Origin of the sequence: Bartonella sp. AA168HLJHH (assembly GCF_042197365.1) — a bacterium.
In the GTDB taxonomy this organism is placed as follows: domain Bacteria; phylum Pseudomonadota; class Alphaproteobacteria; order Rhizobiales; family Rhizobiaceae; genus Bartonella.
This window is the reverse complement of record NZ_JBHIRS010000069.1, coordinates 1-888: the sequence shown is the minus strand read 5'-3', so window position 1 is coordinate 888 and position 888 is coordinate 1. Positions and strand designations below refer to the sequence as shown.

The following is an 888-nucleotide window of genomic DNA, read 5'->3' as shown; positions in this document are numbered from 1 at the left end:
TGGTGCTCAATGGCTTTATCGTTATACCATTCATGGTCGGCGCCGTGAAATGGGCTTGGGTGCCTTGCGAGATGTTTCTTTAAAACAAGCCCGTGAATTGGCAACAGGATGGCGGGCTGTTTTACGTGAGGGGCGTGACCCTATTAAAGAACGTGAAAAACAAAAGCGTGAGGCAATAAGCAATCTCCATTACTTAAAAGATATTGCACTAGATACTTTTGAAACTCGTAAAGCTGAATTAAAAGGTGATGGTAAAAATGGTAAATGGTTTACACCTTTACGCCTTCATATTCTCCCTAAATTAGGCTGTTTACCCGTTTCAGAGATTACGCAAACAGAGATACGCAATACCCTTTCTCCCATTTGGCATACAAAGGCTGTAATTGCTCGAACAGCATTGATACGTCTTAATCTTTGTCTCAAACATGCGGCTGCATTAGGTGTAGATGTTGATTTACAAGCTGTAGAAAAAGCAAAAGCTCTCTTAGGAAAACAACGCCATAAGGTCACTAATAGACCAGCCATGGATTGGAGAGAGGTTCCGGCTTTTTATAAAACACTCTGTGAAGCATCAACCATAACACAACTGGCTTTGCGTTTGCTTATTCTGACAGGTGTTCGTACCAATCCTTTACGTCATATTCATAAAGATCAAATTGATGGGGATATATGGACCATACCTGCTGAAAATATGAAAGGCAAGCGTGATACAACAAAAGAATTTCGCGTGCCTTTATCAACTGAAGCATTAGACATTTTAAAACAAGCACGATTGCTTTCTCGTAATGATTTCTTTTTTTCTGCTAAAGGTCGCGGTCCCCTCGCTGAGAAGTGTATGGCTCAATATATGAGAGACAATAAACTTGAAGCCTGCCCGCATGGTTTTCG

The 888-nt window shown here is 41.1% G+C and carries 1 protein-coding gene; it reads left to right on the top strand.

The features are described 5' to 3' along the window. On the top strand, positions 1 to 888 hold an 888-nt coding region (locus ACFINM_RS09775), incomplete at both ends, for a tyrosine-type recombinase/integrase (RefSeq protein ID WP_375641335.1).